This is a genomic window from Allobosea sp. Root381, assembly GCF_001429395.1.
Lineage (GTDB): Bacteria > Pseudomonadota > Alphaproteobacteria > Rhizobiales > Beijerinckiaceae > Allobosea.
In genome coordinates this window covers 45,328-54,176 of sequence record NZ_LMJT01000024.1, presented here as the reverse complement: position 1 = coordinate 54,176, position 8,849 = coordinate 45,328, and the positions used below count along the sequence as shown (strand labels likewise).

Below are 8,849 nucleotides of genomic sequence, written 5' to 3'. Positions count from 1 at the left end.
TCCAGCGCAGCGTAGAACATCGCGACTTCCTCCCTCTTGGATCTGTCGAGATCCTAACGGGAGCTTGACCCCTCGCGGGTCCGCCCGATTACGCATGCTTCTGGCACGCTGTGCCGATCGAACATCAGCAACATGACCAGCGTCCCGCCTGGAACACGGGTCGCCCGATGGGGCCCAAGCCGCCGCTGACGCCCGTCATATCTGGGCGATCCGAACGCGATTGCAGCACGATCAACGCGTGCGCGATCTTGCCATGTTCAATCTGGCGATCGACAGCAAGCTGCGTGGGTACGATCTGGTTCGTCTGTGGGTGAGCGACGTCGTGCTCGGCGGCACCGTCAGATTGCGGACGTCCATCATTCAGCAGAAGACCGGTCGCCCCGTACCCTTTGAACTGACTGATCCGACGCGCGAAGCTCTGACGGCGTGGCTTCGACGCCGCCCCTCAGTCGAGGCCGACTGGCTTTTTCCCAGCCGAAGTCGCAAGGGCGATCACGTTACGACCCGGCAGTACGGGCGCCTACTCGACGGCTGGGTGACACTGATCGGGCTGGACCCGGCCCTCTATGGTACCCACAGCCGGCGCCGGACAAACGTCGCCTTGATCTACAAGCGCACCGGCAACCTGCGAGCCTGTCAGCTCTTGCTGGAGCACTCCAAGCTGGAGAGCACCGTCCGTTACCTCTGCATCGGAGTTGACGACGCGCTCATCCTCTCGGAGCAGACCGACCTCTGACGAAAGCACTACGACAGCGGCTGTAGCTTCTGCTGCAGCCGCTCGGCGTGACGTAAGACGGAAACAGGAGCTATGTGCCGGCAGAAGAGGTTGCACCGGCGCCAGTCAGCATGCTCTCCTCGCGCCGGCCTATCAGTCGGACACGTTCAGCGTTGCAGGCTCGGCGATGTTGACGCTTTCGTTTGTATCGCAGCCATACACCGAACGCGAGCGCGAGAACCAAGCTGATGCCGACAAAGGCGGGGTGAGAAATCAGCGCGATGTCATAGAACCGGGCCAGCCCCCAAAGGATGATCGACGCCAGAGCCGTGCTAATCAGCCCATAGGTCGCGGCTAAGCCCTCCGGCGGAGGAGCATAGTTCGAGGCGGCGAGTTTCGCCTGCTCATTGAGTTCCCGCATCTTGTCTTTCTTGGCACGCAACAGTGCCTGGAACTTCGCCACGGCCTGCTGTATCGCACAAATTAGCTAGGCGGCGAGCGTCATCCGCTTGGCGGCAAACCTTCCCGCGCTCCGTATGGCGGTACATCGACGAGCGTGGCGATGAGCCGAAGCAAGGCACGCTGTTCAGGCCGGTCGTTGCTTCCGCTTCCCAAAAATTCGCTTAACGCGATTGGGGTGAGTTGACCGCCTGACGGGCCATTGGGCTGATGGATCACAAAGGCGTTGCCGTTGCTGGGCTCTCGACCAAGATACCAGCAATCCCCATTGGGACTGCGATAAAGCTCTCGCCTCTCGGTCATGAGATCGGCTCCGGCTTTAGAGGTCCCGATGCCGCCCTGTTGAGACGATCAAACATCTCGGTGATAGGGTTGTAGAGGGAGCGCGGCCGGCGATGTCCGGCAAAGCCATCGCGGGCAATCTGGCTTTCGCTGATCACGCGTTCCCGGCAGTCTTCACCGATAATCCGGTACTGCAGCTCCCCGTCCCGGGCTGCGGGCAGCAGCCTCGTAACGCTGTATGTTCCGACAGCGTCACGGTCGAAAAAACCGTAGGCAAGGCGGACGTCGTGCCCGACAATATGGCGGTGTGTCATGATGGCTCCCATGTGCATTCAGCCAGCGGAGCTGAGATGTCTTGTACCACACCAAGGCCGGCCAAGGGATCCTTTCTGAGACCACAGGCCTGATGCCCAAATATTCCAGCCGCTTCTACGGCGTATCGATCTGATATCGTGCAATAATATTGATAGTGAAACTTCCCTGAAATCGGATTCATGTAAATTTTCTTTGCAAGAGATCCCGTTTTCGTTTAATCCTCTCGTCATCGAGATTGTTCGGACGGCTTTTGTTTTTCTCGCGTTTTCAGCGCGACATCGATGATGACCCCCTTTCGAAATCGTTCTCAACCCGTTGGCAGTCGCCGGCGGGCGGCAGAGTTGTCAACAAGGAGGGTTCTTCATGACCACCGGCATCGTGAAATGGTTCAATTCCACAAAGGGTTTCGGCTTCATTCAGCCTGACGACGGTAGCCAGGATGTGTTCGTTCACATCTCCGCAGTCGAGCGTGCTGGCATGCGTGATCTGCAGGAAGGCCAGAAGCTCGGCTTCGAGGTCGCCCGCGACAGCAGGTCCGGCAAGATGGCCGCTGAGCAGCTTCAGGCTGCGTGATTTAGCCCTGTTTTTGTCGGCGACCACGGATGTACTGGCGCTGACGATCAGAGGTTGCACGAAGAGGCCGAGCTCATGCTTGGCCTTTTTTGCGTTGGTGGGTGCCGACTTCCTGATGTGCAAATGCAATAGACGGCCTCCGCGACCCATGTAGTTGTCGCCGATCACACTCGCGAATGAGGTATGCCTTGCCCTTCAGCCACTGGACACCCGACAGCCTGCGCCGTGCCATCCAGGCCGCCGGGGTCGCGCTTTGGTCATGGCATGTCGAGGCGGACACGTTCGTCATGGACGAGCAGGGCTTCGAGATGTGGGCCGTCGACATGACCGGTGACCTCAAGTTCGAGGATCTGTCGGCTCGCATCCATCCCGCCGATCGCGACCGTGTCCGTGCCGCGTTCACCGCGACGCGCGGCGTCGAGGGCGCCTACGAGATCGACTTTCGCATCATGATCGGGGACGAGATCCGGTGGATCTCCGCACGAGGCCTGGGCAACGATTCCGGCATGCACGAGGGGCACATGTACGGCATTTTCCTGGACGTGACCGGACGCAAGCAGGCCGAGGAAGGCCATGAGCTACTTGCCGGCGAGATGAGTCACCGGGTCAAGAACCTGCTGGCTATCGCGTCGGGGCTGACGCAAATCGCTTCCCGCTCCTCCACGACCGCAGTGGAGATGGCCAAGGACCTTACGAATCGGCTGACCTCGCTGGGCAGGGCCCACGACCTGGTACGGCCGCTTCCCGGTCACCAGGGCACGGCCGCCCTGCTCGGCGACCTGCTGTCGATCCTGCTGTCGCCATATGAGGACATGGGCGCCTTCGCTGGCCGCATCCGTGTCGCCGTGCCCCGCATGGGCGTCGGCGAAGGCGCAGCGACCACGCTCGCGCTGGTCATCCACGAACTGGCCACCAACTCGGTGAAATACGGGGCACTTTCTTCGGACGAGGGAACCCTTGACGTGTCCGGCTCGCTCGAAGGTGACGACATCAAGATCGTCTGGATGGAACGGGGCGGCCCCGAGGTCGAGCCGGCAAAAGCCAGCGGCTATGGCAGCAGGCTGGTGGCCCGCAGCGTCACCGGGCAACTCAGTGGAGCGATCGACTATGCATGGGAACCAGCGGGACTGATCGTTACGCTGACCCTGAAGGTTGCGAAGCTGGCGTCCTAGTCGACGGCCTCCAGCACCTTCAACAGCTCGCTCTCGGCATACGGCTTCCTGAGGAACACGGTGTCGGACGGCATATCGGCGACCAGAGGTGAAACGCGACCCGACGCGAGGATGAGAATGACCGGCGGCCAGCGCTCGCGAACCGCGTGGATAAGCTTTAGGCCGTTCATGGAACCCGGCATCTCGATGTCCGAGAAGACGACGCGAATGTCGGACCGGGTCTCCAGCAGCAGGATGGCATTATCGGCGTTGCCAGCCTCCAAGACATCGTATCCCGCGTCCTCGATCACGCCGACCGCGTTCATCCGGATGATGGGCTCGTCTTCGACGACAAGGACGACGATTTTCATTGGAAGCCTTCACCGCGCGAGCATAGAGAAACCGTCGTAGAAATGAATGGTTGCGTGGTACGCTTCAGAAATCTGAATATCGCGCGTATCCGGCGCATCAAGCTAGGAGTCTGGTTTCCCAGTCGATGGCTTCGAGCACATCGAACAGCTCCCGGTCGCGGTACGGCTTCTTGAGGAAGGCCGTCTCGGATGGCATGTCCGCAACCAGAGGGGATTCTCTGCCCGATGCAAGGATCAGGACCACCGGAGGCCATCGCTCGCGGACCGCATGGATCAGCTTCAGGCCGTTCAACTTGCCAGCCATTCCCCAGTCGGTGAACACCACGCGAATATCGGGATGTCTCTCCAGCTCGACGATGGCGCCGTTGGCGTTGGAGGCCTCCAGGACATCGTAGCCCGCCTCTTCGATTAGCAGGATCACCGTGGCCCGGATGATCGGCTCGTCTTCGACGACTAGGATTGTTTTGTTCACTGGGCGCTTTCGTTGCCCATCAGTAACGGCGCTGGAATGGAATGGTTGCCCGGCTTTCGAAATAAGCTGTCTCGGCCCGCCAGCATCCAAAAATGAATCACCACAATGAGTGGCGGACCGATGCTTTCCGCGCTGCCCAACCTGCTCAGGAGGCAGCACATGGACGCCGCGAAGTATTTCGAGCGAGACGGACACACATGGCGCATCGATCAGCAAGTTGGCGCCGGCCATTGTCTCCGAGATGGGTCGGCTGCGGTCGCCGCGGGGAAAGGTCTGCTTCCCGGCAATGAGCCGATGTCAGGAAGTGGCGCGGCGCGGTCGTCTAGCCGGAAAGCCCGCGACGATGCACGATGCGAGAATCGATGCCCTCCAGTCTCATGCAGCAAATTGCTGAAGCGCGGCCAGCGCGCTTCAGCGCTTATCGTGAGAAAGTCAGGGACTTTATAGCCCGTACTGCCGTCTCATTACCTCTGCTGCCCGCTCACCGACGACTGCGCAAGGAGCCTGGGTGTTGCCGGTCGTGACACGCGGCAGCACCGAGCCATCGGCGATTCGCAGGCCGGTGATCCCGTGGACCGCGAGCGTGGCACCGACCACCGACATGTCATCCGAGCCCATTTTCGCAGTGCCGCACTGGTGCCAGTAGGTCACCGCCGCATCTCGGATAAAGGCATCGTCGATCTGACGACCCGTTCCAGGGATACGTTCGGCGCTGACGAACGGCCTGAATGCGTCGCTGCCGCCGATCTCGCGGCAAAGCTTCACACAAGCCCGAGCCGCTTCCAGGTCGCGCGGATCCGACAGCATGTTGGCGTCGACGACAGGCTTGTCACTCGGATCTGCCGACGCGAGGCGTATCCGACCGCGACTATGGGGCTGGGCAAGCCCTGCAAACATCGTCCAGCCATGGGCTGGCACGCCCAGTTGCGCCGTCCGCTCGCTCGGAACCGGGAACTCCACCTGACAGAAGAGCAGATCCGGCGCGGTGAGGTCGGGCCGGCTCTTCCAGTAAAGCGTCGCCTCGCTGCCGCTGTTGCGCGGCGCAAGCGGCTCACGATACTCCCAGGTACATCCGAACGAGACGTGATCCTGCAGATTGCGGCCGACGCCGGGAAGGTGGTGGATGACGGGGATGCCGAGCCGCGCGAGTTCGTCACGATCGCCCACCCCGGACAGCATCAGCAGCTTGGGCGTGTTGATAGCACCCGTCGAGATCACGACCTCAGCGCTTGCCTTGATCGACGAGATCAAGCCGGCTCGTTCGATCTCCACACCGATGGCGCGGCGCCCGTCGAACAGTACGCGTCGAACGCTCGTCCCGGTGAGGATTGTCAGGTTCGCACGATCGGCAATCGGCCGGACATAGGCTCGGTACAGGGAGTGTCGTCGTCCGTCGCGAACGAGCATGTCGGCATAGGCAACCCCGCCGACGCCTTCCATCATCTCACCATTGGGATGATCGAAGCGGGGGATGCCGTGCCCCTCCGCGGCATCCAGGAGGGCGCCGGCGATGGGGCTTGGGTCCTTTGCCGGCTGAACCCAGACCGGGCCGGTCGTGCCCCGGTATTTGGCATCTGGCCGGCCCTGCCAGTTCTCGATGCGGCGGTAGATTTCGAGGACCGAGGCGTGGTTCCAGGCTGGATCGCCCGTCTCCGCCGCGAAGTGGTCCCAGTCGCTGCGGTGGCCGCGTGCCCAGACCATGACGTTCACGCTGGAACCGCCGCCGATACCCTTGCCCATCGACATCGACAGGGCCCGGCCGTCGAGATGCGGGTTCGGCTCGGCCTGGAACCCCCAGTCGCGATCCGTGCCGAGATTGGTGGGCCACAGAGCGGGATCAAGCACGGACTCCGCATTGTCGTCGGGCCCGGCCTCGATCAGAAGGACGCTACAAGCCGGGTTCTCGGCCAGGCGGCGCGCAACCACCGATCCCGACGAACCGGCGCCGCAGACGATGAAATCGTAGGTGGTCTCGAGGTTGGCTCTGCGCTCCGCCTGATTTTCGCGCGCACGTCTTTCGAAGCCCCCGGCATCGCCGGGGGCGGAAGTGTCAGTCATCGTTCGATCTTTCCGGTTGGGCCGTGTCGGGGACCGCGATGAGCGGCTGGCCGTTACTTCGCGGCGGACTTCGCCTGGCGAGCGGCCTGGTCGATCACGTCGGCGACGACCTTGGGCTGGGTCATGAAGAGGGCATGACTGGCCGAGACCTTCGTGACCTTGGCGCCGATGCGCTTGGCCATGTGATCCAGCATCGCCTGATCGAAGGCCTTGTCCTCGCTGGCGATCACGGCCCAGCTCGGCTTGGTGCGCCAAGCGGCGTTCTTCAACTTGGTGCCGAAGGCCGAGAGGTTGATCGGCACCTGCGAGTCCCGCATGAAGGCGACATCCGCATCGGAGACATCGTGGGCGAAGCCGGCCTTGAACTTNCTTGGTGCCGAAGGCCGAGAGGTTGATCGGCACCTGCGAGTCCCGCATGAAGGCGACATCCGCATCGGAGACATCGTGGGCGAAGCCGGCCTTGAACTTCGCGCTATCGACGAAGGCGAAACCGTCCTGCGCCTTGTCGAGGACGAACTCGGTCGCCGGGGCGAAGCCCTCATACTGCTGGGCCGTCGTCTCGCCGGCATCGGGGGAGAGCGCCGAGACATAGACCAGGCCAGTGACCTTGGGATCGACGCCCGCTTCGGTGATCACGGTGCCGCCCCAGGAATGGCCGACGAGGATCGTGGGGCCGTCCTGCCGGTCGAGCGCCCGCTTGGTGGCGGCGACGTCGTCTTCGAGCGAGGTCAACGGGTTCTGGACGATCGTCACGCGGTAGCCGCGGGCCGTCAGCAGGTCATAGACACCGCGCCATCCCGAGCCGTCGGCGAAAGCGCCGTGCACCAGGACGACGTTCCTGGCAGGTTGCGCCGTGCTTGCAGTCTGGGCGACAGCGGCCTGCGACATGCCGCCGATGGCGGCCGCGGCGAGAAGGGTGTTGCGGATGGACTTGTTCATGACAGCGTTCCTTCGTTTGAATGTTGCGGTAATTGTTATTGCGATAACTGATGTGCTGGTTATCGCCACGCTTGTCAATCTGACACTTGCCGCGATATATGTTTTCGAGATCACGGTTCCGTGAGCCGGAGTGAAAGGCCTGACGATGACCGACGCCACCACAGCCCCGCCAGTGCCGCTGGAGGACCAGCTCTGCTTCTCGATCTACTCCGCGGAGATCGCGATCCAGCGGTCCTATAAGCCGTTGCTCGATGGCCTCGGGCTCACATATCCGCAGTATCTCGTGCTCAACGTGTTGTGGCGTGACGACGCCCAGACCGTCGGCGGCATCGCTCAGCAGCTCGCCCTGGAATCAAGCACGCTGACGCCGCTGCTCAAGAGAATGGAAACGGCCGGCCTGTTGCGTCGCACGCGCAATCCCGAGAATGAGCGGCAGGTCATCATCGCGCTCACCCCCAAAGGCGACGCTCTCCGCTTTCGTGCCGGCTGCCTGAACGCAAATCTGCTCGAAGCGTCCGGACAGACGGTGGGCGACCTTGGGACGCTCAACCAGCTGATCCGGCAACTTCGCGACGCGATCTACGCCCATACCGGCGCCTTGGGCGTGGGAGAGCCGGGGATGAATCCCGACCCCAAGGGCTGACGGCGAGAGCCGAGGCTAGACCGTCGGCACGGTCCCGCCATCGATGGTGTATTCGGTTCCGGTGATGCTTCCGGCTCGGTCCGAGGCGAGAAAAGCGATCAGGCTTGCGACTTCGTCGGTGCTGGCCGGTCGGCCGATCGGAATGCCGCCGAGGGAGTCCATAATCATCTTCGTGCTCGCCGCGACGCTGACGCCCTGTTGCTCAGCCAGGCGCTCCGTGAAGTGGATCGACCCTTCCGTCGCAATCCAGCCCGGCGAGACACGGACGACTCGCACGCCTTTGGGGGAGACCAGCTTAGAGAGGCTCTTGCTGTACGAGGAGAGCGCAGCCTTCGCTGCCGCATAACCGATCGTCGCTTCCGGCAGCGGCATGACGCGCTGGATCGAGGTGACGTGGACGACGACACCGCTGCCTTGCGCCGTCATCGTCGGCACCAGCTCGCGATCGAGTCGAATGGCCGGCATCAGGTTGAGGTCGAGCTCCTTGCGCCATTCCTCGTCCGTCAGGGCCTCGTATCCGCCTGCCGGCGCGGAGGAGCCGCCCAGCATATGCACGATGATGTCGACGCCACCCAAACGCTCTCGTACGGCCTCCGCCAGCTGCGCGCAGCCTTCGGGCGTCGTGAGGTCGACGCCCACGAACATCTCCGCCGGCAGGTCTTCCGGCTTCGACCTGGCACTGGTCAGGACCTGGGCGCCCAGCTCGCGGAAGAGCTTGACGGTTGCGGCGCCTGCGCCACGTGTGCCGGACGTCACGAGCGCCCGCTTGCCTTCCAGGCTGATGAACGGGTTCACAGGGTGATCTCCAGTTCGCCGATCTCGTCGCCTTCCAGGCGGAAGAAATACCGCAGATCGATCGGGCTGCCCGGGA

At 62.7% G+C, this 8,849-nt stretch carries 9 protein-coding genes and 3 pseudogenes; 4 read left to right on the top strand and 8 right to left on the bottom strand.

The window, feature by feature from the left end; genetic code table 11:
* Positions 1–167: 167 nt before the first annotated feature.
* A pseudogene (locus tag ASE63_RS18815) lies at positions 168–736 on the top strand (tyrosine-type recombinase/integrase).
* A 70-nt stretch (positions 737–806) separates the two neighbouring features.
* Here the strand turns inward: ASE63_RS18815 and ASE63_RS18810 are convergent.
* Positions 807–1,178, bottom strand: coding sequence for a hypothetical protein (locus tag ASE63_RS18810; RefSeq protein ID WP_056804783.1), 372 nt, complete (start codon positions 1,176–1,178; stop codon positions 807–809).
* A gap of 295 nt (positions 1,179–1,473) precedes the next feature.
* Positions 1,474–1,770 (bottom strand): hypothetical protein, encoded by a 297-nt coding sequence (locus ASE63_RS18805; RefSeq protein WP_156410467.1) that lies wholly within the window; start codon positions 1,768–1,770, stop codon positions 1,474–1,476.
* 364 nt (positions 1,771–2,134) lie between these two features.
* Between ASE63_RS18805 and ASE63_RS18800 the strand changes: the two genes are divergently transcribed.
* Positions 2,135–2,344: a cold-shock protein gene (locus tag ASE63_RS18800; RefSeq protein WP_056804777.1), complete on the top strand. Its 210-nt coding sequence runs from the start codon at positions 2,135–2,137 to the stop codon at positions 2,342–2,344.
* Between the two features lie 188 nt (positions 2,345–2,532).
* Positions 2,533–3,516: a sensor histidine kinase gene (locus tag ASE63_RS18795; RefSeq protein WP_244491453.1), complete on the top strand. Its 984-nt coding sequence runs from the start codon at positions 2,533–2,535 to the stop codon at positions 3,514–3,516.
* Here ASE63_RS18795 and ASE63_RS18790 read toward each other — a convergent pair.
* From ASE63_RS18790 to ASE63_RS28510, 5 genes and pseudogenes are all read right to left on the bottom strand, one after another.
* Entirely contained in the window at positions 3,513–3,866 is a 354-nt protein-coding gene (locus ASE63_RS18790; protein ID WP_056804772.1) for a response regulator, read from the bottom strand. The two genes, ASE63_RS18795 and ASE63_RS18790, sit on opposite strands and share 4 nt — an antisense overlap.
* Positions 3,867–3,963: 97 nt before the next feature.
* Positions 3,964–4,569: a response regulator gene (locus tag ASE63_RS26835; protein ID WP_082610101.1), complete on the bottom strand. Its 606-nt coding sequence runs from the start codon at positions 4,567–4,569 to the stop codon at positions 3,964–3,966.
* Between the two features lie 210 nt (positions 4,570–4,779).
* Positions 4,780–6,396 carry a GMC family oxidoreductase N-terminal domain-containing protein gene (locus ASE63_RS27440; protein ID WP_056804765.1) on the bottom strand — a complete coding sequence of 539 codons (1,617 nt, stop codon included), beginning with the start codon at positions 6,394–6,396 and terminating at the stop codon, positions 4,780–4,782.
* Positions 6,397–6,449: 53 nt separating this feature from the next.
* Positions 6,450–6,764: pseudogene (locus ASE63_RS28515) on the bottom strand (alpha/beta fold hydrolase); the annotation flags it as partial.
* A gap of 1 nt (position 6,765) precedes the next feature.
* Positions 6,766–7,284 (bottom strand): annotated as a pseudogene (locus ASE63_RS28510) (alpha/beta hydrolase); the annotation flags it as partial.
* A 196-nt stretch (positions 7,285–7,480) separates the two neighbouring features.
* On the opposite strand from ASE63_RS28510, the gene ASE63_RS18770 reads away from it, so the two are divergent.
* Positions 7,481–7,978 (top strand): MarR family transcriptional regulator, encoded by a 498-nt coding sequence (locus ASE63_RS18770; RefSeq protein ID WP_056804792.1) that lies wholly within the window; start codon positions 7,481–7,483, stop codon positions 7,976–7,978.
* A 15-nt stretch (positions 7,979–7,993) separates the two neighbouring features.
* On the opposite strand, the gene ASE63_RS18765 is transcribed toward ASE63_RS18770, so the two are convergent.
* Positions 7,994–8,773 (bottom strand): SDR family oxidoreductase, encoded by a 780-nt coding sequence (locus tag ASE63_RS18765; RefSeq protein ID WP_056804762.1) that lies wholly within the window; start codon positions 8,771–8,773, stop codon positions 7,994–7,996.
* Positions 8,774–8,849 lie beyond the last annotated feature (76 nt).